The sequence below is a fragment of the Pseudomonas sp. NFACC51 genome (assembly GCF_900103575.1).
Lineage (GTDB): Bacteria > Pseudomonadota > Gammaproteobacteria > Pseudomonadales > Pseudomonadaceae > Aquipseudomonas > Aquipseudomonas fluorescens_Q.
Window position 1 is genome coordinate 283,557 of record NZ_FMXH01000008.1, and the last position, 21,009, is coordinate 304,565.

The 21,009-nt window shown below is 61.9% G+C and carries 20 protein-coding genes; 8 read left to right on the forward strand and 12 right to left on the reverse strand.

The window, feature by feature from the left end; translation table 11 throughout:
• Positions 1-8: 8 nt before the first annotated feature.
• The 8 genes from BLT00_RS18225 to BLT00_RS18260 all read right to left on the reverse strand — a co-directional run bounded on the left by BLT00_RS18225 (position 9) and on the right by BLT00_RS18260 (position 10,345).
• Entirely contained in the window at positions 9-1,574 is a 1,566-nt protein-coding gene (locus BLT00_RS18225; RefSeq protein WP_092145005.1) for a flagellar hook-associated protein 3, read from the reverse strand.
• 13 nt (positions 1,575-1,587) lie between these two features.
• Positions 1,588-3,654: a flagellar hook-associated protein FlgK gene (gene flgK, locus BLT00_RS18230; RefSeq protein WP_092145007.1), complete on the reverse strand. Its 2,067-nt coding sequence runs from the start codon at positions 3,652-3,654 to the stop codon at positions 1,588-1,590.
• Between the two features lie 10 nt (positions 3,655-3,664).
• The gene (flgJ, locus tag BLT00_RS18235) at positions 3,665-4,966 is read right to left on the reverse strand and encodes a flagellar assembly peptidoglycan hydrolase FlgJ (RefSeq protein WP_092145043.1); all 1,302 of its coding nucleotides are present in this window, start codon (positions 4,964-4,966) and stop codon (positions 3,665-3,667) included.
• Positions 4,967-4,980: 14 nt separating this feature from the next.
• Complete coding sequence (locus BLT00_RS18240) at positions 4,981-6,051, reverse strand: flagellar basal body P-ring protein FlgI (RefSeq protein WP_162488974.1); 1,071 nt, start codon at positions 6,049-6,051, stop codon at positions 4,981-4,983.
• Positions 6,052-6,096: 45 nt separating this feature from the next.
• Positions 6,097-6,792: a flagellar basal body L-ring protein FlgH gene (gene flgH / locus BLT00_RS18245; protein WP_018614454.1), complete on the reverse strand. Its 696-nt coding sequence runs from the start codon at positions 6,790-6,792 to the stop codon at positions 6,097-6,099.
• Positions 6,793-6,862: 70 nt separating this feature from the next.
• Positions 6,863-7,648 (reverse strand): flagellar basal-body rod protein FlgG, encoded by a 786-nt coding sequence (flgG, locus tag BLT00_RS18250; RefSeq protein WP_053120245.1) that lies wholly within the window; start codon positions 7,646-7,648, stop codon positions 6,863-6,865.
• 49 nt (positions 7,649-7,697) lie between these two features.
• A complete protein-coding gene (locus tag BLT00_RS18255) occupies positions 7,698-8,435 on the reverse strand; it encodes a flagellar basal body rod protein FlgF (RefSeq protein WP_092145009.1) in 738 nt (245 codons plus the stop codon).
• A gap of 347 nt (positions 8,436-8,782) precedes the next feature.
• Positions 8,783-10,345: a sigma-54-dependent transcriptional regulator gene (locus BLT00_RS18260; RefSeq protein WP_092145011.1), complete on the reverse strand. Its 1,563-nt coding sequence runs from the start codon at positions 10,343-10,345 to the stop codon at positions 8,783-8,785.
• Between the two features lie 411 nt (positions 10,346-10,756).
• On the opposite strand from BLT00_RS18260, the gene phhA reads away from it, so the two are divergent.
• The 3 genes from phhA (at position 10,757) to BLT00_RS18275 (ending at position 13,191) form a co-directional block, all read left to right on the forward strand.
• Positions 10,757-11,542, forward strand: a complete 786-nt coding sequence (gene phhA / locus BLT00_RS18265; RefSeq protein ID WP_053120239.1) for a phenylalanine 4-monooxygenase — start codon at positions 10,757-10,759, stop codon at positions 11,540-11,542.
• 99 nt (positions 11,543-11,641) lie between these two features.
• A complete protein-coding gene (locus tag BLT00_RS18270) occupies positions 11,642-11,998 on the forward strand; it encodes a 4a-hydroxytetrahydrobiopterin dehydratase (RefSeq protein ID WP_003184087.1) in 357 nt (118 codons plus the stop codon).
• Positions 11,998-13,191 carry an amino acid aminotransferase gene (locus BLT00_RS18275; RefSeq protein WP_092145012.1) on the forward strand — a complete coding sequence of 398 codons (1,194 nt, stop codon included), beginning with the start codon at positions 11,998-12,000 and terminating at the stop codon, positions 13,189-13,191. Before BLT00_RS18270 ends, BLT00_RS18275 begins: the two co-directional genes overlap by 1 nt.
• Positions 13,192-13,383: 192 nt before the next feature.
• Here BLT00_RS18275 and BLT00_RS18280 read toward each other — a convergent pair whose 3' ends face one another.
• On the reverse strand, positions 13,384-13,947 hold the full coding sequence (locus tag BLT00_RS18280) for an NAD(P)H nitroreductase (protein WP_092145014.1): 564 nt from the start codon (positions 13,945-13,947) through the stop codon (positions 13,384-13,386).
• Positions 13,948-14,109: 162 nt separating this feature from the next.
• Here BLT00_RS18280 and BLT00_RS18285 point away from each other — a divergent pair, with 162 nt between their 5' ends.
• Positions 14,110-15,564 (forward strand): TrkH family potassium uptake protein, encoded by a 1,455-nt coding sequence (locus tag BLT00_RS18285; protein ID WP_092145016.1) that lies wholly within the window; start codon positions 14,110-14,112, stop codon positions 15,562-15,564.
• Here BLT00_RS18285 and BLT00_RS18290 read toward each other — a convergent pair.
• Complete coding sequence (locus BLT00_RS18290) at positions 15,521-16,582, reverse strand: AraC family transcriptional regulator (RefSeq protein ID WP_092145018.1); 1,062 nt, start codon at positions 16,580-16,582, stop codon at positions 15,521-15,523. The genes BLT00_RS18285 and BLT00_RS18290 overlap by 44 nt on opposite strands.
• A 320-nt stretch (positions 16,583-16,902) precedes the next feature.
• Here BLT00_RS18290 and BLT00_RS18295 point away from each other — a divergent pair, with 320 nt between their 5' ends.
• The gene (locus tag BLT00_RS18295; RefSeq protein ID WP_063322434.1) at positions 16,903-17,214 is read left to right on the forward strand and encodes an Mpo1-like protein; all 312 of its coding nucleotides are present in this window, start codon (positions 16,903-16,905) and stop codon (positions 17,212-17,214) included.
• Between the two features lie 12 nt (positions 17,215-17,226).
• Positions 17,227-17,817: an HD domain-containing protein gene (locus BLT00_RS18300; RefSeq protein ID WP_092145020.1), complete on the forward strand. Its 591-nt coding sequence runs from the start codon at positions 17,227-17,229 to the stop codon at positions 17,815-17,817.
• 188 nt (positions 17,818-18,005) lie between these two features.
• Here the strand turns inward: BLT00_RS18300 and BLT00_RS18305 are convergent, their stop codons facing one another.
• Positions 18,006-18,824 carry a UDP-2,3-diacylglucosamine diphosphatase gene (locus tag BLT00_RS18305; protein ID WP_092145022.1) on the reverse strand — a complete coding sequence of 273 codons (819 nt, stop codon included), beginning with the start codon at positions 18,822-18,824 and terminating at the stop codon, positions 18,006-18,008.
• A gap of 135 nt (positions 18,825-18,959) precedes the next feature.
• Here BLT00_RS18305 and BLT00_RS18310 point away from each other — a divergent pair, with 135 nt between their 5' ends.
• Positions 18,960-19,709: a helix-turn-helix transcriptional regulator gene (locus BLT00_RS18310; protein WP_092145024.1), complete on the forward strand. Its 750-nt coding sequence runs from the start codon at positions 18,960-18,962 to the stop codon at positions 19,707-19,709.
• 117 nt (positions 19,710-19,826) lie between these two features.
• Entirely contained in the window at positions 19,827-20,717 is an 891-nt protein-coding gene (locus BLT00_RS18315; protein WP_092145026.1) for a DMT family transporter, read from the forward strand.
• Here BLT00_RS18315 and BLT00_RS18320 read toward each other — a convergent pair.
• Positions 20,711-20,998, reverse strand: a complete 288-nt coding sequence (locus BLT00_RS18320) for an Rdx family protein (RefSeq protein ID WP_063322439.1) — start codon at positions 20,996-20,998, stop codon at positions 20,711-20,713. The genes BLT00_RS18315 and BLT00_RS18320 overlap by 7 nt on opposite strands.
• Between the last annotated feature and the right edge of the window lie 11 nt (positions 20,999-21,009).

Genomic DNA, 21,009 nt, shown 5'->3' on the forward strand with positions numbered 1-21,009 from the left:
ATACCGGCTCAGATCTTGTTGAACAGACCCAACTGGGTAATTTTGCTGAAGGCCAGTTGCGAGGCCTGCAACATGGTCTGCTGCAAGGTCAGTCGGGTCATCACTTCGGCCGCGTCGGAATCACGGATCGACGATTGAGTCTGGGTGTTGGCCTGGATCAGGCTCTGGTTGGTGTCGCTCTGATTTTCCAAGGCCTGTCCGCGCCCACCCACCGAACTCAAGGCGCTGGACAATTGATCGGTGCCGCTCGCCAGGTTACCGATACCGGAGGCCAGCGACGCCTGCAACTTCTGCACAGCAATCGGATCATTGTTGGTCGGCGTGCTCAGTGCGGTTTTCAGCTGGTTCACGGTATCCAGGATGTTCTGGGTCTCGTGGGTGTTGACCGCGATGCTGAACTGATCGTCAGCAGCCGGCGTACCGTCCAGGGTGAAGCTCACCCCCGAAGCGGTGGCCACGTTGCCAGCCAGAGTGCCGCTGGACACCGGCTGGCTGTCAGCGGTCAACGGCGCAGCGTAAAGGTCGAAATCAGTGGCGCTGGTGAACTTCAACACAGCCGAACCGGTAGGGAAGCTGGCGTGATACGCCACCGGGTCAGTGATCGTGCTGTTGGTAATCTGGACCGTGGTCGGGTTACCCGGGCTGCGGGTCGGGACAAACGTGTCCGGCTTGGCGGCCAGGGTGAAAGTATGGCCGGGCAATACGGTACCGGCGTTATCACCGGTCTGCAGATTGATGTTCAGGGTCAATTCCAGTCCCCGGAACTGCACCGCCTGGCCGCTTTTGCTGTTGGGGTCGAAAGCACCACCCCGGCTGGCTTCCGCGGTGACATCATTGCCGCCGGAGTCGGTGATTTTCAGTTGCGTGCCGCTGGTGAACTCGACAGTGTACGGCTCCCCACTGCGGAACTTGCTGTTGTAGCTGACGCTGGACGATACCTGACCATTGGACAGCACAACACGGCCATCATCCACCGCCGGGGCGGTCATAGTGACCTGGCTGCGGCTGGTATTGACAGCCTGCTGGAAGACTTCCCATCCCGTGCTGTTGGTGGCCATCGACATGGTGTCGCCAATCGGCAGGTCGAGGGTCACCTGGTCGCCGTTATAGCTGTAGCTGCCATCGTTGTTGCGGGTGAACGGAATGGTATCGCCCTTGGAGCCTGCGAAAATGTACTTGCCGTTCTCGTCTTTGCTGTTCATCAGGCTCAGCAACTGCTCTTCGATCTGTGCCAGCTCCGAGGCGTTGGCTTGACGGTCGGCGTCGGTGTAGCCGGCGTTGCCAGCACCGACGGCCAATTCCTTGGCGCGCTGCAGTACGTTGCCGATGCTGGTCATCACCGCTTCGGTCGTGCCCAGGGTCGCCTTGATGGTGTTGGCGTTGGTTTCGTACTGGGCAAGCATCGACGCCTGAGTGCCCAACTGCAGCAGACGCGAAGCCCCCACCGGATCATCGGCGGCAGTATTCACACGCACCAGGCTGCTGGCTTCTTCGCTGGTCTTGACCACCTTGGCGAAGTTTTTCTGGTAGTTCGCAGCCGTGCTCTCGTAGAACTGGGAGGTGGAAATGCGCATGGGCTACGGCTCCTTAAAGACTGTTGATCAATGTGGTGAAGATTTCCTGCGCCGCCTTGATGATCTGCGAAGACGCGGTGTAGTACTGCTGGAACTTGACCAGATTGCCGGTTTCTTCATCCAGGTCCACGCCCGACAACGAGTCGCGGGCGGTCTTGGCGTTGTCCAGGATTGCACCGGTGGCGGCGCTGTCGAGCTTGCCCTGGGCGGCCTTGGAGCCGACACCCTCCACCAGTTTGCCGTAGGCGTCGTTCAGGGAAATCCCTTTGCTCGCGGAACTGGTGTCCACGGTCTTGGCGGTCTGCAAGCCGGCCAGAACCGTACCATTACGGTTGTCCAGGCTACCAGGCTGACTGAGGCTGACGTCAATGCCAGCACCGTCGGATGGCGAACCGGCGATGGACATGTCAAAGGTGACGGTACGCTGCGCCGGCGGTATGGATGAATCCATGATCGGGGCGCCGCTGGCGTCCTTGAGTGGAACGCTCAGGCTCAGGGTGTTGCTCTGGCCTGGCTTGATCGTGCCGCTGCTGATCAGGCCGCCTTTGGCATCCAGCAATCGGTAAGCCTGGCTGGTGCCCCCGGCCGAAGTCGCGCCAAACACCACCTTGACCGGCATGGAACTCTTGATGCCGTTCTGGATGATGGTCGTGGTGGCTTCGTCGTAGATGTCCAGCTTGGTGGTCATCGTCGGTTGGCCGCTGGCCGGAATGGTCAGCGTACCGCTGCCGCCCGGCGTGATGGCCGCGCCCAATGGCGCGGCAATCGCCAACCGCTTGGAATCGGTCATCTCGGTCTTGATGCTGGTCGCCGAGTTACGGGTCGGGGTGATCTTGAACGAATCACCGGCCGCCGCCGTGCCGCTGCCGAAGGTCAGCGAGAAGCCATCGACCACCGGAGGCGGCGTGGTCGCGGTGTTGAACGCGCCCATCGACGTGCCGTCGGGCAGGCGCTGGACGGTATAGTCCGTGCCTGTAGTGAAGGTGATTTTGTAGTCGTTGACGGTCAGCTTGCCGGTGTCCTCGATGGACACGTTGAAGTTGCCGGACCCTGCGCTGTTGGTCAACGCGGCGACGCTACGCTGGCTCATCTGAGCGGCGCTGTTGATGCTGCTGAACAGATTCGAACCGAAGGCACCGTTCTTGTCGATGCCCGAGGCCTGGATGCTGTTCATCTGGTCGGCGACCACCAGGGCCACGCGACCCAGCTCGTTCATGGCCGGGTCGAGCACGGTGCTGCGGTAGCGCATCAGGCCGCCGATCTCGCCACCGGTGAGCACCGAGGTCAGGTCCATCGAACTGGAACCGCTGTTGAGCTGGATGCCCACGCGCCCCGGATCGTTCTTGTCCGGCACGGCTTGCAGGGTATTGACGGTGTTGCCCATCACCAGCGGCTGGCCGGAACCCAGGTAGATATCCAGGCTGCTACCGTTTTCCACAATCTGAGTACCCGTGAAGGTCGACAGTTGGAGAATGGTCTCGTTGCGGGCATCGAGCAGGTCGTTAGGAGCACCGCCGGAGTTGGAGACCTCGGCGATCTTCTTGTTCAGTTGAGCGACGGTGGCGGCCAGGTTGTTGATCTGCTCAACCATGTTCGTCAGGTTGCCGTTGATGTTCTCGTTCTGCGCCGTCAGTTGGCTGGCGATCGAGTTGAAACGGTTGCTCAGGGCCTGGGCGTCGCTGAGCAGCAACTGACGGGAGGCATCGTCACCTGGCTTGGCATTGACGTTTTGCACCGAAGCGAAAAACTTGGTCAGAGCGCCGTTCATGCCGGTGCCGCTGTCCGACAACAGGGAGTCGAGCGGGGTGATTTGCCCCTGATAGGCCGCCGCGTCACTGTTGAGCGAGGTGGTGGTTTTCAGTTGAGCTTCAAGGTAGGAGTTGTACACCCGGCGCACGTCAGCCAGGGTTGTACCGGAGCCAATGAACACGTTGCCGTATTGATTGGAGGCTTTGGTGGTCTGCACGGTCTGCTGACGCGAATAACCGGCCGTGTCGACGTTGGAAATGTTGTTACCCGTGGTCACCAACGCGGTCTGGCTTGCTGACAGACCCGACATCCCTATATTGAGCAAACTCATGGTTCAGACCTTATAAAGTCGTGGTGGCACCTGCAGAAGCGTAGTTTTGGTAACTCGTCATCTGCCGGGCTATGTTCGAAATCTTATTCGCGTAGTTCGGGTCGGTGGCATAACCGGCCTTCTGCAACTCGCGTACAAACTGTTCGGGTTTATCGGCCGACTTCAGCACATCTTGATAGCGACTGTTGCTTTGCAGCAGGTTGACCAAGTCATGGAAACTGTCGCGGTACGAGGCGTAGGAACGGAACTCGGCCGTCTCCTTGACCATCGCCCCATTGCGGAATTCGCTGGTGATCGCCCGGGCCGAATCGCCCTTCCAGTTGGCGCTGGCCTTGATGCCGAACAGGTTGTGACTGCTGCTGCCATCGGGCTGGCGCATGACCGATTTGCCCCAACCGGTTTCCAGGGCGGCCTGGGCTACCAGGTAACGCGGGTCGACACCGATGCGGTCGGCCGCTTCCTTGGCCATTGGCAGCATGGCATTGACGAATTCGTCGGCATCGCGGAAGGCCTTGCGTGCCGGTGCCAGCGGCGGCTGGGCCACGGCGCGGCCATAGACCTGCATATCGCCTTTCGGCTCGGCTGCCTTGAGTGCAGCCAACCAGTCGCCATTGGCCAGTTCGCCAGTCGCCGGTTTGACGGCGGCGATGGCGCGATCCGTCAGGACGTTCTGTGCAGGCACATCGGCGTTGACCGCGGCCGAGGGCACCAGCCCGGCAAGCAGACGGTCAGCCAGTTTCGGTGGCAGGGCCAGGCGACGCTGGTTGAGCAGTTCCATGTCGTTGCGGTGGATACCCTCGGCCCCTTGCGGCGCACTCACAGCCCGCGAAGCCCACAGCGGACGCTGGCCGTTGCTACGCGACAAGGGACCGTCGGTAGGCAATGTACCTGCCGCCACCGGCGTCGGAACCCGCTTGGCCACCTTGTCCAACGCCTCCTGTTGCTTGGCGGCGGACAATGTGGCTGCCTCACCAGGGGCCGTAGGCTTGTTCTTGGACATCTGGCGCAACAGCACATCGGCCAGCCCGATGCCGCCGCCTTCGCGAGACATGGAAACGGCCAACTGCTGGTCGTACATTTCCTGGTACTGCTTGGCCTCGGGCGTGTTCATGGGATTGTCCTTGCCCAGCACCTCGGTGGCCGAACGCATGGACTTGAGCATCTCGCCAATGAACAGCGACTCGAACTCCTGGGCCACCTTGCGCAGGTTACCGTCGCTGTTCTTGTCGCCGACCTTGAGCTGATTGAGGCGGTTCAGGTCCGAGTAGGAAGCCGAATCCCCGCTGATCAAGGCGCCTTTGCGCATATCCACCATGGCCGGTGTCCTTAAATCACGATCAGGTCGGCTTGCAACGCGCCGGCCTGCTTCAAGGCTTCGAGAATCGCCATCAAGTCGCCCGGCGCCGCGCCGACCTGGTTCACCGCCCGGACGATTTCATCCAGGGTAGTGCCCGGGCCGAACTTGAACATCGGCTTGGCTTCTTGCTCGGCATTGACCCGCGAACGGGGCACTACGGCCGTCTGGCCGTTGGACAACGGGCCAGGCTGGCTGACGATCGGATCTTCGGTGATGGTCACGGTCAGACTGCCGTGGGTCACGGCGGCCGGGGAAACCTTGACGTTCTGGCCGATCACGATGGTGCCGGTACGCGAGTTGATGATGACTTTCGCCACCGCCTGGCCCGGATCGACCTCGAGGTTTTCCAGGATCGACAGGTAGTCGACCCGCTGGCTCGGATCCAGCGGCGCGGTGACGCGGATCGAACCGCCGTCGATGGCCTGGGCCACGCCTGGGCCAAGCATGTCGTTGATCTTGTCGACGATGCGCTTGGCGGTGGTGAAGTCGGAACGGTTGAGGTTCAGCGTCAGGCTGTTGCCCTGGTTGAAACCGCTCGGCACCGCACGTTCCACCGAAGCACCGCCGGGAATGCGACCGGCCGACGGAACGTTGACGGTGATCTTCGAACCGTCGCGACCCTCGGCATCGAAACCGCCCACCACGAGGTTGCCCTGGGCGATGGCGTAGACGTTGCCGTCGATACCCTTGAGTGGCGTCAGCAGCAACGTACCGCCACGCAGGCTCTTGGAGTTACCGATGGACGACACGGTGATATCCACCTGCTGACCGGGCTTGGCGAATGCCGGCAGATCGGCACTGACCGACACCGCTGCGACGTTCTTCAACTGCACGTTGCCAGAGCCGGCCGGCACCTTGATGCCGAACTGCGACAGCATGTTGTTGAAGGTCTGCAGGGTGAACGGGGTCTGGGTGGTCTGGTCGCCGGTGCCGTTCAGGCCCACGACCAGGCCGTAGCCGATCAACTGGTTGGAGCGCACGCCGGAAATGCTGGCGATGTCCTTCAAACGCTCGGCCTGAGCGGTAAAGGCTGCGGACATCACCAAGGCACCGATCAACAGCTGCTTAAGATTCAACTGGGCCACCTAGAAAGGGAACTTCGGGCTGAGGAAGAAACGGTCGAACCAGCCTGGCTGACTCGCATCGGCAAAGGCACCGGTGCCCGAATAGGTGATGCGCGCATCGGCCACACGAGTTGACGGAACAGTATTATCGGTAGAGATGTCATCGGCGCGAACCATGCCGGCGATGCGCACCAGCTCGTCACCGGTGTTGAGGGTCAGCCACTTCTCGCCCCGCACGGCAATGATGCCGTTGGGCAGCACATCGGCGACGGTCACGGTGATCGAACCGGTCAGGCTGTTGCTCTGGCCCGACTGACTGTCACCCTTGGTGGCCCGGTCGGCACTGTAACCGGCGTTGAGGCTCAGGTCATTGCTGCCGATCGGGTTGTTGGTGGTCAGGCTGGAGCCGAACAGCGAGGTCAGGCCGACGCTGGTTTCGCTGGTCTTGTCGATCTGCGAGTTGGCGTTCTTGCTGGCCTGGGTCCGCTCGTTCAGGGTGATGGTGATGATGTCACCGACCCGGAAGGCCTTGCGGTCGCTGTACAGGTTCTGCTCGAAGCCGGCCTGGTAGATCGAGCCATTGTTGGCGGCAGCCGGCAACGGCGTGCGTGGCAACACCGGAGCGTAATACGGGTCATTGGGCCTGGGTGTCGGCGCGACACAGCCCGCGAGTGCGGTGATGCCACTCAGTGCCAGAACAGATACGAAGCGTTTCATGACCCTACCTCTTGGTGTTGCAGGCGACCCTGGGGTCGCCCTGTCTACGTGGTGACGGACGTTGTGACGATTACAGATTCTGCGTAACGAACGAGAGCATCTGGTCGGCGGTGGAGATCACCTTGGAGTTCATCTCGTAGGCACGCTGGGTGGTGATCATGTTGACCATCTCCTCGACGGTGCTCACGTTGGAGGTTTCCAAGGTGTTCTGCAGCGTGGTGCCGAAACCGTTCAGGCCCGGGGTGCCGACTTGCGGCGCGCCACTGGCAGCGGTTTCCAGGAACAGGTTGTTGCCCACCGCTTGCAGGCCGGCCGGGTTGATGAAGTCGGCGGTCTGCAGGTTGCCGATCACCTGGGCGGCCGGGTTGCCTGCCACGGTGATGGACACGGTGCCGTCACGGCCCACGGTAAAGGTCTGGGCATCGTTCGGAATGACGATCGCCGGCTCCAGGGCGAAACCGCTGGCGTTGACGATCTGGCCATTGGAGTCGAGGTGGAACGTACCGTCACGGGTGTAGGACGTGGTGCCGTCCGGTTGCAGGATCTGGAAGAAACCGCGACCGTCGATGGCCATGTCCAGCGGCTGCTCGGTGGTCTGCAGGCTGCCGGCGTTGAAGTTTTTCTGGGTGCCGACAATGCGTACACCGGTACCCACTTGCAGGCCCGACGGCAATTCGCTGTCCTGGGTCGATTGGGCGCCAGGCTGGCGTTTTACCTGATACAGCAGGTCCTGGAACTCGGCGCGGTCACGTTTGAAACCCGTGGTCGAGACGTTCGCCAGGTTGTTGGAAATAGTGGAAAGGTTGGTGTCCTGGGCGGACAGACCTGTTTTGGCAACCCATAGAGCCGGAAGCATTCGATTCTCCTCGTACGCCTGTTTTTCGGCGCAGCGCTGTAATTAATGATTAGATCTGCAAGACCCGAGCCATGGCTTCATCGCCTTCTTTGGCGGTGTTCATCATCTTGACGTGGAGCTCGAACTGCTTGGCCAAGGCCAGCACCGAAGTCATTTCATCCACGGCGTTGACGTTGCTCGCCTCCTGGAAACCCGACACCAACTGCACATTGGCATCGATGGGCGCCGGCTGGCCGTCCTTGGTCCGGATCGAACCGTCCAGGCCCTTGGTCATGTTCTTGAGGTCCGGGTTGACCAGCTTGATGCGGTCCACGTCAGCCATCACCCGCGGGCCTTCGCCCATGGCGCGAATGCTGATGGTGCCGTCCTGGCCAATTTCGATTTTCTGCTCTGGCGGCACGGCGATCGGCCCGCCGTTGCCCATCACCGGCATGCCGTTGCCAGCCCGCAGCACGCCCAGGGCGTCGACATTGAGGCTGCCGGTGCGCACGTAGCTTTCACCGCCGTCGGGGTTCTGCACGGCCATCCAACCCGGCCCGCTCACCGCGACGTCGAGGTCACGACCGGTTTCCACCAGTGCGCCCGGGGTGAAGTCAGTGGCAGGCCGTTCGGACATGGCAAAGGCCCGCGCCGGAAAGCTGTCGCCAAACACCGGCATCGAGCGCGCCTGCTCCAGGTCTTTCTGAAAACCATTGGTGGAGATGTTCGCCAGGTTGTTGGCATGGGCCCGCTGCGCCAGTGCGTTCTGGCTGGCGCCGGTCATTGCCACATAAAGGTACTTGTCCACTGTCGTTCCTCTGCATGCCGGACGTTTGCCGCCCACTGCTGTGTTGCACAGCCTCAAGCAATTTGCAGACCAACTTTTTTCTGGCGCCACGAGCCCCGGTAAACAAAGGGCTTGTGGGTTCTGGAAGGGAATTTTGGAATGGATCGAAGACGAAAAACCGGCGGTGTCATGCCGCTGCAAGGCAAAGGTATACCCCTGCGGCAACTGCTCCACATTCTTGTGGCGAGGGGATTTATCCCCGCAGGGGTGCGAAGCGCCCCTAAAAACAGACAACTAAAGTGTGTCAGGTTGACTGCTTTGGGGCTGCTACGCAGCCCGGCGGGGATAAATCCCCTCGCCACAATTGATTACGCACTGGGGTCTTTGCCGACTTCATATTCGCGCAATTTATTGGCAATGGTCGTATGGGAAACCCCCAGCCGCTTGCCCAGTTGCCGGCTGCTCGGGTGCTCGGAGTACAAGCGCTCCAGCACCGCCTTCTCGAAACGCCCAACGATCTCGTCCAGCCCCCCCTCCAGGGAAAAATCGCCAAGGGGTTGGCGCACGCCGTAGTCCGGCAAGCGGATATGCTCGGCCTTCACCGTGCCGCCATCGCACAGGGAAACGGCCTGGAACAGCACGTTTTCCAGCTGCCGGACGTTGCCCGGCCAGTGGTAGTGACTCAGACGCTCCATCGCCGCCGGGGCCAGCTTGGGCAGCGGACAACCGATCTGGCGGCTGGCCTGGTCAAGAAAATGCTCCACCAGCGGCGCCAGGCCATCGAGGCATTCGCGCAGCGGTGGGATGTGCAAGGACAGCACGTTCAAGCGGTGGTACAGATCCTGACGGAATTCGCCCCGGGCGCAGAGTTCGGACAAATCGACCTGGGTGGCGCAGATCACCCTGACGTCCAGGTACACCTCTTCATCGCTGCCGACACGCCGGAAGCAACCGTCCTGCAGAAAGCGCAGCAGTTTCACTTGCAGGCGCGGGCTCATTTCCCCGACCCCGTCGAGGAACAGCGTCCCCCCGGCGGTCAGCTCCAGCAGGCCGAGCTTGCCTTCGGCCCGGGCGCCTTCGAAGGCCCCCGGCCCGTAGCCGAACAGTTCGGTCTCGGCCATGGACTCCGGCAGCCCGGCACAGTTGAGCGCCATCAATGGCGATTGCCCGCGCGGGCTCGCCAGGTGACAGGCGCGGGCCAGCAGCTCCTTGCCAGTGCCGGTTTCGCCTTCTATCAATAGCGGCGCGTCCAGCGGGGCCATGCGCCGGGCCTCGCGGACCACAGCCGCCATCACTTTCGAACTCTGGAAAATACTGTCGAAGCCGCGCAGTTCCTGCTTGCGCACGTTATAGATCCGCTCGCCCACGCGGTCGGCCCGATGCAGCGTCAGCACCGCACCGGCCATGGCTTCGCTGTCGTCGTGCTCCGATTGCAGTGGCGCGATGTCGGCCAGGAACACATCGCCCTTGACCTTGACCCGCAGGCCGTTGATGCGCGACTGGTTAGCCCGCACCAGTTCCGGCAAGTCGAAATCCTCGGCATAGCGGGACAGGGGAATGCCCGGCACCTCGTCCACTCGCACCCCGAGCAACTGCGCCGCCGCCCGGTTGGCCGCAACGATGGAGCCACCCATGTCGATAGATAGCACCGGGAATTCCAAAGCGCCGAGCAAGGCGTTGAGTTCCATGTGCCGACGCTCACTGGGCATCAGTCCTACGCGCTTGACGCCAAACACCCCGGCGATGCCTTCGAATTTCGGACGCAGCGCCTGGAACTGGATGTTGATCAGGTTTGGGCAGTGCAGGTAGATCGCGTTGCCATGCTCGCCACCGACCTCGCCTCGGGCGACGTTGATACCGTATTCCACCAATAGGTTGAGAATGTCCCGCAGGATGCCGATGCGATTCTGGCAATGGACTTTGATGCGCATGAAAAGGCCCGGATGTGGATGAGAGAGTGGTGCCCCATTCAAGCCCGACACACACCCTGTGGCGAGGGAGCTTGCTCCCGCTGGGCTGCGAAGCGGCCCTGTTTTTGGGACTGCCGCGCAGTCCAGCGGGAGCAAGCTCCCTCGCCACGGGTTTTATGTTGGTTTTTTGTCTAGGCACACAAATAGTTGTCAAGATTATGTGACAGCTGTAGACCATTTCCCAGCCAAAAATCTCGACATGGCCGCGGCTCGACCTCATACGTAACGAAAACTTTACAAAATGACACGCACTTGTCCCTACCCACCTGTTTTCTTCGGCTGCACGCGCTCCTGCTTCGGGTTATCTCTAATGCATCGCTGGACATAAAAACAAACAGCCTTCCCCACGAGGGAAATCAGCAGGAGAGCAGCATGAAGCAGACGCAGTACGTGGCCCGCGAGCCCGATGCGCAAGGTTTTATCCACTACACCGCCGAAGAACACGCGGTGTGGAACACGCTGATCACCCGCCAGTTGAAAGTCATCGAAGGCCGTGCGTGCCAGGAGTACCTGGATGGCATCGACAAGCTGGGCCTGCCCCACGACCGTATCCCGCAACTGGACGAAATCAACAAGGTGCTGGGCGAGACCACGGGCTGGCAAGTCGCCCGGGTGCCAGCGTTGATCCCCTTCCAGACCTTTTTCGAATTGCTCGCCAGCAAACAGTTTCCTGTGGCGACCTTCATTCGTACCCGAGAAGAGCTGGATTACCTGCAAGAGCCGGACATTTTTCACGAGATCTTCGGCCACTGCCCATTGCTGACCAACCCTTGGTTCGCGGAATTTACCCACACCTACGGCAAACTCGGCCTACAGGCCTCCAAGGAAGAACGCGTCTACCTGGCGCGCCTGTACTGGATGACCATCGAGTTCGGCCTGGTGCAGACCCCGCAGGGCCGGCGCATCTACGGCGGCGGCATCCTGTCTTCGCCCAAGGAAACCGTGTACTGCCTGTCGGACGAACCGGAACACCAGGCCTTCGATCCGCTGGAAGCCATGCGCACGCCGTATCGCATCGACATCCTGCAACCGGTGTATTTCGTGCTGCCCGAACTCAAGCGTCTGTTCGACCTGGCTCACGAAGACATCATGGGCATGGTCAAGCGCGGTCGGGAGCTGGGCTTGCATGCCCCGAAATTCCCACCAAAAGCGGCGTGAACCGCCTCTTTTAATCCCAATTGAGTCTGTTGCACGACGCTGCTTTGCTTTAGCGTGGGTGCATCGACGTTTTCCAAATATTCGATCCAGGAACACACCATGAACACTCTGAACCAAGCCCATTGCGAAGCCTGCCGCGCCGATGCCCCGCAAGTCAGCGACGAAGAACTGCCGGTGCTGATCAAGCAGATCCCCGACTGGAACATCGAAGTGCGCGACGGCGTGATGCAACTGGAAAAAGTTTTCCTGTTCAAGAACTTCAAGCACGCCCTGGCGTTCACCAACGCCGTCGGCGAGATCTCCGAGGCCGAAGGCCACCACCCAGGCCTGCTCACCGAATGGGGCAAAGTCACCGTGACCTGGTGGAGCCACTCCATCAAGGGCCTGCACCGCAACGACTTCATCATGGCCGCCCGCACCGATGACGTGGCCAAGACCGCCGAGGGCCGCAAGTAATGCATTTCGACGCCATCGGCCGAGTCCCCGGCGACCCGATCCTGGGCCTGATGGAGGCCTACGGGGCGGACGCCAACCCGAGCAAGTTCGACCTGGGCGTGGGCGTCTACAAGGATGCCCAGGGCCTGACGCCGATTCTTCAGTCAGTGAAACAGGCTGAACAACGGCTAGTGGATCGCCAGACCACCAAGACCTACATCGGCGGCCATGGCGACGCTGCATTCGGCCAATTGATCAACGAGCTCGTACTGGGTGCCGACTCTCCGCTGATCAGCGCAAAACGTGCCGGCGCCACCCAGACACCGGGTGGCACCGGTGCGCTGCGCCTGAGTGCCGACTTCATCGCTCAATGCCTGCCGGGCCGTGGCGTGTGGCTGAGCAACCCGACCTGGCCGATCCACGAGACCATCTTCGCCGCGGCCGGGGTCAAGGTCGGTCACTACCCTTACGTGGGCGCCGATAACCGCCTGGATTTCGAGGCGATGCTGGCGACCTTGAACCAGGCCCCCAAAGGCGATGTCGTGCTGCTGCACGCCTGCTGCCACAACCCCACCGGGTTCGACCTGTCCCATGAGCAATGGCGTCAGGTGTTGGAGGTGGTGCGCGACCGCGACCTGCTGCCGCTGATCGATTTCGCCTACCAGGGCTTCGGCGATGGATTGGAACAGGACGCCTGGGCGGTCCGGCTGTTTGCCCAAGCCCTGCCGGAAGTGCTGGTCACCAGTTCCTGCTCGAAGAACTTCGGCCTGTACCGCGATCGTACCGGTGCGTTGATCGTCTGTGCCCGGGATGCCGAGAAGCTGGTGGACATCCGCAGCCAACTGGCAAACATCGCCCGCAACCTGTGGTCGACACCGCCGGATCATGGTGCGGCCGTGGTGGCGACCATTCTCGGCAACCCGGAACTCAAAAGCCTGTGGGCCGATGAAGTCCAGGCCATGCGCCTGCGCATCGCGCAATTGCGCAGCGGTTTGCTGGAGGCCCTCGAACCCCATGGCTTACGCGAGCGCTTCGCCCATATCGGCGTGCAACGCGGGATGTTTTCCTACACCGGCCTGACGCCGGAACAGGTCAAGCACCTGCGCGAGCACCACAGTGTCTACATGGTCGGCACCGGCCGGGCCAACGTGGCCGGCATCGACGCCACGCGCCTGGACCTGCTGGCCGAGGCGATTGCCGACGCTTGCAAGTAACCCAAGGCCAGGCACTTTCCCTGTGGCGAGGGAGCTTGCTCCCGCTGGGCTGCGCAGCAGCCCTGAGACCTGGCACCTCGGCGTGTCAGGCGGCCTCTAACCAGGCTTTTGGGGCGGCTTCGCCGCCCAGCGGGAGCAAGCTCCCTCGCCACAGTGGATCACCCCCCCAAGTCATCCGCCGCCCTTGAGACGTTACTGGCCCGTCCACTCCCGGACAAACTGCCCGACATCTTCCTGCGGTGCCGTGCGCGCTTCTTTCTGCGGCGTGCCCAGGTAGAGGAAACCGATCACCTCTTCCCCGTCCTCAAGGCCAAGCCCCCTGGCCACATGCGGCGAGTACGCCAGTTCACCGGTACGCCACACACCGCCAACCCCCTGGGCATACGCCGCCAACAAGATGCCATGGGCCGCGCAGCCGGCCGCCAACAGTTGCTCGGATTTGGGGATTTTGAAATGGTCCTGCAGACGGGCGACCACCACCACGACCAAGGGCGCGCGCAATGGGCCGTTGAGGGCCTTTTCCACGACGCTTTCCGGTACCAGCGGGTCATTGAACCGCGCAGCTTCGGCCAGCAGTTCGCCCATGCGATGCCGCGCCTGCCCTTCGACCGTCAGAAAACGCCATGGCCGCAACTGGCCGTGATCCGGCGCCCGCATGGCCGCGGCAAACATGAGCTCGCGCTGCTCCGCAGTGGGGGCCGGGTCCACCAGGCGCGGGACGGAAACACGGTTGAGCAAAGCGTCGAGAGCCTGCATCGGCCACCTCCTGAAAAAATGTCCAGCTATTCTAGTGGCTGTGCGGCGAGTTCGTCAGCGCAAATTCCGCGGCCAGTTGCCCACTCGGCGCCGGGTGCCGGTTTACAGGGCGCTTGTCGCGGGTAGAATGGCGCCCTTCCTTTTCCAGCCTGAGCGGACTTCATGGCGTTGCCGACCCTGCGGATCATTGGTTTCATCATCGGCATCTTCCTGATCACCCTGGCGATCTTCATGGTCGTGCCCATGGCCACCCTGATGGTCTTCGAGCGCACCGCCGACCTGCCGTCGTTCCTCTGGTCGAGCATGATCACCTTCCTCGCCGGCCTGGCCCTGGTGCTTCCCGGGCGCCCGGAACACATCCACCTGCGCCCGCGCGACATGTACTTGCTGACTGTCAGCAGTTGGCTGGTGGTGTGTATCTTTGCCGCGCTGCCGTTCCTGCTGACCCAGAAGATCAGCTATACCGACTCGTTTTTCGAAAGCATGTCGGGCATCACCGCCACCGGCGCCACCGTCCTGAGCGGCCTGGACACCATGTCCCCGGGCATCCTGATGTGGCGCTCGCTGCTGCACTGGCTCGGCGGTATCGGCTTCATCGGCATGGCTGTGGCGATCCTGCCCCTGCTACGCATCGGTGGCATGCGGCTGTTCCAGACCGAATCGTCGGACCGCTCGGAAAAAGTCATGCCCCGTTCCCACATGGTGGCGCGGCTGATCGTGGCGTCCTACGTAGGCATCACCATCCTCGGCACCCTGGCGCTCTGGTGGGCCGGGATGAGCCTGTTCGATGCCATCAACCATGCGATGTCGGCGATCTCCACCGGCGGTTTCTCCACCTCGGACCTGTCCCTGGCCAAATGGACCCAGCCGGCGGTGCACTGGGTCGCCATTGTCATCATGATCCTCGGCAGCCTGCCGTTTGCCCTGTACGTCTCGATGTTGCGGGGCAATCGCCGGGCGCTGATCAAGGACCAGCAGGTCCAGGGGCTCATCGGGGTGTTGTTGGTGACCTGGCTGGTGCTCGGCACCTGGTATTGGGCGACCACCGACCTGCATTGGCTGGACGCGCTGCGGCACGTGGCGCTGAACGTGACGTCCATCGTCACCACCACCGGTTTCGCCCTCGGCGACTACAGCCTGTGGGGCAATTTTTCGCTGATGCTGTTTTTCTACCTGGGGTTCGTCGGTGGTTGCTCAGGCTCGACGGCCGGCGGGATCAAGATTTTCCGCTTCCAGGTCGCCTACATCCTGCTGCGGGCCAACCTGAATCAACTGATCCACCCCCGCGCGGTGATCAAACAGAAATACAACGGTCATCGCCTTGACGAAGAAATCGTCCGCTCGATCCTTACGTTCTCGTTCTTCTTCGCCATCACCATCTGCGTGATCGCCCTGCTGCTGTCGCTGCTGGGCGTGGAATGGATGACGGCGCTGACCGGTGCGGCCAGCACCGTGTCCGGCGTCGGCCCGGGGCTGGGAGAGATCATCGGGCCGGCCGGCAACTTCGCACCGCTGCCGGACGCGGCCAAGTGGATTCTGTCCGCAGGCATGCTGCTGGGCCGACTGGAGATCATCACGGTGTTCGTGCTGTGTATCCCGGCGTTCTGGCGTCACTGACCGCTTCTGGCTGGCTCGCCAACCGTGCCCGGTATTCGCCGGGCGTGGTGTCGAACCAACGACGAAAGGCCCGGAAAAAATTGCTCGGGTCGGCAAACCCCAACAGATAGGCGATCTCCAGCAACGTCATGCCCGGCTGCGCCAGATACTGCTCGGCCAGTTCACGACGGGTGTCCTCCAGCAAACTCTGGAAACTGGTGCCCTCCTCCTGCAAGCGCCGCTGCAAGGTGCGCTGTGACAGGTGCAGCGTCTGCGCCACCACGTCACGCTTGGGCTCGCCCTGGGGCAACAGTCGGCACAACACTTGTCGCGCCTTGTGGGTCACACGGCTTTCCGAAAAACGCGCGAGGTATTCACCGGCAAACCGGTCATGCAACTGCGCCATGGCTTCGTTGGCCGTAGGCAGCGGCGCCTCCATGTCGGCCCGTTCAAAAATCAGCGCATCATAAGACGCGCCGAACTCCAGCGGCGCGCAGAAGGCTCGCTGATATGGCGCCAGGTCCAAGGGTTCGGTGCCTTGGAACAGCACTTTTACCGGGTGCAAGGTACGCCCGGTCAGCCAGTTGCACAGGGCCAACGCACAGGCCAGGGATGCTTCGGCACTTTGGCGGGTCGGGGGCAAATGATCGCCGTGTACCGTCAAAATCAGCCCGTAGCCTTCTTCCAAGCGGCGAAAACTCAAGTCGGCGCTTTCGGCAATGATCCGCTGGTATCGCACCAGTCGCTGGAACCCCTCCACCAGCGTGCGACTGGACATCAAGGCGTAGCCCGCCACATGGAACGAGGCCGGGCGCACCACTTTACCCATGTTCAAGCCAATGGCCGGGTTACCTGACAATTCCACCGCCCGTTGCCAGAGCCGCGTCATCGAGTCCTGGGGGAAACGTGCATCCGGATCGTCCAGCGCATCAAAGTCCAGCCCCAGTTGCTTGAACAGCACCCGACAATCCAGGCCGTCGATTTCCAACGCCTTGACAATCCCCATCGCCCAGCTTGAAGAAGTCGTTCGTTCGTTCATGACGTTTTACTTGCATGACGAGCCGCAGGGTACGGCTGGATTTGCGAAGGATAGCAGTGTCCGGTCTTACCAATAACGCCCCTTTTGGACGAGCGGCTGTTGTTGTCAGGCAAGACGCCACGACGAGTCATAGCCCGCTATGGCGAGGAGTGGCAACGCAGCATGACGGCAACAGAAGCCGTCCAAAAGGGGCGTTATTGGTAAGACCGGACACTAGAGTGGCGCCCATTGTCACTGGCTGTTGCAAATGATGGCTCTAGACTCAAAGCAAGCCACTGGATGCATCGGTCGCCAGAACAATAACCAAAGAGCCTGCAGTCTTGGAAAACACTAAACGATTCAATAGCTTCGCCGAGTTCTACCCGTACTACCTCAGCGAACACAGCAACAGCACCTGCCGACGACTGCATTTCATCGGCACCTCCCTGGTCATCCTGGTGTTCGCCCTCGCTCTCGTCGTGGGTAGCGGGTGGCTGTGGCTCGCCCTGCCCGTGGCCGGCTACGGCTTCGCCTGGGTCGGGCACTTCTTCTTCGAAAAGAACCGTCCCGCCACCTTCCAGCATCCGCTCTACAGCCTGCTCGGCGATTTCGTCATGTACCGCGACATGCTGTTGGGCAAGGTCGCGTTCTAACAAGGACTGCCGATGAGCAACCACGCGCGCTTTACCCACATGAAAGAAGGCACCCAACAAGACTGGGCGATCATCGCGGCCGACTTCAGCGCCTACGCGCGGCAATTGCCGGGCCGGATCCTCGCCCACTTGAAACTGCTGGACGGCGATTTCGGCGGGTTCCCGGTGGATCGCCTGACCCATTCCCTGCAAACCGCCACCCGCGCCTACCGTGACGGGCGGGACGAGGAGTACGTGGTCTGCGCCCTGCTCCACGACATCGGTGACACCCTGGGTTCATACAACCACCCGGACATCGCCGCGGCGATCCTCAAGCCCTTCGTCAGCGCCGAAAACCTGTGGATGGTGGAGAAGCACGGGATTTTCCAGGGCTATTACTTCTTCCATCACCTGGGCATGGACCGACACCTGCGCGAGCAATTCAGTGGTCATCCGCAATACCAGGCGACCATTGAGTTCTGTGCGAAGTACGACGCGGCGGCATTCGATGCCGAATACGACACCCTGCCCTTGAGTTTCTTCGAGCCGATGCTGGAAAGGGTCTTTGCCACGCCGAAGCAATCGATCTACAAGGCGGCGATGGCGGAACAAACGCCGCCCTGACAGACGCAGAAACCTATGTGGCGAGGGAGCTTGCTCCCGCTGGGTGGCGGAGCCGCCCCTCAAAAAACAGGGCCCCGAAAAACAGGGCCGCTTCGCGCCCCAGCGGGAGCAAGCTCCCTCGCCACAGGGGTTAACCCTGTCCGGTGCAAACAGGGTCAGATGTTTGCTTGCGAAAGTATCAAGCCGACCTACACCGGCTCGGCCATTTTCAACTCTGCCTTGAGCAACGCCTCCCGCGCCTGGGCCTCCGCCAACCGATACAACTCGATCGACCCATCCCAATGCTCGATCAGCGCCGTGCAGGATTCGACCCAATCGCCACAATTGAGGTATTCCACCTCGCCCACCCTACGCATCTCGGCGTGGTGGATATGCCCACAGACCACGCCATGCAGTTCGCGCTTCACACACTCGTGGGCGATGGCTTCTTCGAAATCGCTGATGAAGCTGACGGCGGTCTTGACCTTATGCTTGAGGTACGCCGACAACGACCAGTAGCCGTAGCCGTAACGGGCTCGCCAATGGTTTAGCCAGCGGTTCAGCGTGAGGGTGAACTCATAGGCCGAATCCCCGAGGAACGCCAGCCAACGGTGGTACCGGGTGATGACATCGAACTGGTCACCATGGATCACCAACAGATGCCGGCCATCGGCCGTGACGTGCACCGCTTCGTCTACCAACTGGATATTGCCCAGGATCAGCTTCGAATAGCGCCGCAGGAATTCGTCATGGTTGCCGGTGACGTAGATCACTTCGGTGCCGCGCTTGCTCATGGTCAGCAAGCGACGAATGACGTTGGTGTGGGCCTGGGGCCAATACATGCCACCGCGCAGTTTCCAACCATCGATGATGTCACCCACCAGGTAGATCTTGTCGGCGTGGTAGCCCTTGAGAAACTGCGACAAGTGCTCGGCCTGGCAATCCCGGGTACCCAGGTGCACATCGGAAATCCACAGGGTGCGTACACGCTGTTTGCGGCTGGGTCTGGCGAGCTCGGCGCTGGTCATTGGGCAACCCTCTGATCGTTTTCGCCACTGTGCACGCCAGCGGTTAATGGCCCATGACAAACACAAGTCCATTACATGACAGCGCGGGGCGGTGTGCCCTCGGTGTATGCTGGCGGCCTGATACGGGAGACCGCGATGAGACCGATCCTCACGCTACGCCACTACAGCCACGATCTGATTGTCCATAGCCACGACCACGCGCAACTGGTGTTCGGGTTGTCCGGCGCGCTGGATTTCGAGGTCGAAGGGCGTGGCAGCCAGGTGGTGCAACAGAGTTTCGTGGTAGTACCCGCCGGTGCCCATCACGCCTGCGGCAGCCCCCACGGCAGCCGTTGCCTGGTGCTGGATGTGCCCAGTGACGATTGGGTCGGGCAATGCCTGGGGGATCACGCCGACGCCAGCCGCCGCTTGCTCGACGACACCGCGCGCGCGCCCCTGGATGCGGGGCAAAGCCAGTTGGTCAGTTGGTTGGCGGGCAGCCCGGTGGACGATCCGGTGATCGCCCAGCAAGGCGCGGTGCTGCTGCTGGCGAGTCTCAATGACGTTCGCCAGCGCCCCGTCGGTGGGCGGCGCCTGCCCTACGCCGCACTCAATGCCCACATCGACCAGAACGCCGCCTATGCGCTGCAAGTGGCGGACCTGGCGCGAATCGCCGGCCTCTCCAACGCCCGCCTGCACGCACGCTTCGTCGCCGAGTGCGGGCAAACCCCGATGGAGTACATCCGCAGCCGCCGCTTGCACCAGGCCGTGGCGTTGTTGCGTGATTCGCAGTTGCCCATCGGTGAGATCGCCCACCGCGTCGGCTACAGCTCCCAAAGTGCCTTCTCCGCGGCGGTGCTGCGCGAATTCGGCGTCTCGCCGGGCAAGCTGCGGCGTCAGCGCTAGCTTCGCGCTAAAAATCGCTAGGATCGCGACAGACGCCAGCACCTCCCCAACGCTTAAATACCCCCATGGGATCGATGTTTGTCCGTCGGTTTTGGCTTATCTGTTGAAAGGATTGAAATGACACCTCGTACCGCCCTCGGCGCCCTGCACATCGGCGCACTCATGTTTGGCCTGACCGGTGTCTTTGGCAAACTCGCCGCGGCTTCGCCGGCGGTCATCGTGTTCGGGCGCGCCGTCTTCGCCGTGCTGGCCCTGGCGATGTTCGCCCGGTTCGCCAGCAACAGCCGCTGGCAGAAGCTGCGGGCCCGGGATGGCCGGCGATTGTTGCTTGGGGGGCTGTTGCTGGCCGGGCATTGGGTGAGTTTCTTCATCGCCGTGAAGGTGGCCGGCGTGGCGGTCGCCACGCTGGGGTTCGCCAGTTTCCCGGCCTTCACGGTATTGCTCGAGGGGCTGATCTTCCGCGAACGGATTCGCGCCAATGAAATCTGGTTGGTGGTGCTGGTGAGTGTCGGCCTGGTGTTGGTCACGCCGAACTTCGACCTGGCCAGCGGTGCCACCACTGGCCTGCTGTGGGCCGTGGCCTCGGGGTTACTCTTCTCCCTGTTGTCCTTGACCAACCGTGCCGGTTCGGCGCACGTCCCGCCGGTTCAGGCCGCGCTGTGCCAGAACGTGGTGGTCGGGTTGTGCCTGCTGCCGATGGCCGCGCCACAATTGAGCGACGTTCGCCCCCTCGACTGGTTGTGGATCGGCTTGCTCGGCGTGTTCTGCACCGGCCTGGCCCACAGCCTGTTCGTCGCCAGCCTAGCGGTGATCAAGGCCCGCACGGCGGCGGTGGTGTTCGCCATGGAGCCGGTCTATGGCATCGCCATGGCCTGGTGGCTGTTCGATGAGAACCCGACCCTGCGCATGCTGCTGGGCGGCGTGGTGATCATCGCGGCCATCGTGCTCTCAAGCCAACTGGGTGGTTCGAAGAAACCGGGGGTTGGCGCCCAAGCCGCGTCTCACTGAACCCGATCGTTGTGGCCCAGGTCCCGCTCCGGATCGATCCGGTCGCGGACCCGCTGCTTGAGGACCTTGGCTTCGGGAAAACCGCCATCGGCCTTGCGCTCCCAGATCTGCGTATTGTCGCAACTGATGTGGAACACGCCACCGGTGCCCGGCACCAGGGACACTTTGCCCAAGTCGTCGCCGAAGGTGCTGAGCAGTTCCTGGGCCAGCCAGGCAGCGCGCAACAGCCATTGGCACTGGGTGCAATACGTGATGACGACTTCCGGTTTATGTTCGGTCATTGCGGGTGGAC